This window comes from Anaerosporobacter sp. (genome assembly GCF_965301125.1).
This window is the reverse complement of the sequence record NZ_CBDLAM010000260.1, coordinates 1-503: the sequence shown is the minus strand read 5'-3', so window position 1 is coordinate 503 and position 503 is coordinate 1. Positions and strand designations below refer to the sequence as shown.

The window sequence follows — 503 nt, the reverse complement described above, 5'->3', positions numbered from 1 at the left end:
CTTTTGTTTTAATTATTATAAATTGTGTATTGCTTGTATTGCTATATATCCTTCAAATTAGATGCTAAATAATCATCATAAAATATCCAATGATAACCACCAGCTGTTTTGCAACCATTTTTTCTTAAGCAGCAAGCGGATATATTACTATTATGTATTCCGAATTCTTTTTCGACAGCTCTTGCCGATGTGAAAACTTTGTTCAACTCACAACAATAGACCTTTTTACACATTCTATTGGCATGTTTCTTCAGTTCTTCTTTAGGATTATAATTACACAGTTCTAAACTGGCTCCTCGTTTTAAATAATTAATAACAGTATGTGTATTAATTTTTAAATCTTTTGAAATCTCAGATACCTTTATATCACCTTTGTTCCATATATCGCAAACAATTTTAACCAATGAGTTACATGCATATCTTTCACATTTAATCCAATCTACTTGTGATAAATCAAATAGTATATTTAAATAACTAGAGAATATATTGATTTTTATATATTC

At 27.4% G+C, this 503-nt stretch carries 1 protein-coding gene; it reads right to left on the bottom strand.

All coding sequences use genetic code 11. The features are described 5' to 3' along the window. Nucleotides 1-41: 41 nt before the first annotated feature. The coding region (locus ACW2QF_RS18195; RefSeq protein ID WP_455717435.1) for a hypothetical protein at nucleotides 42-503 on the bottom strand (462 nt) is incomplete at its 5' end.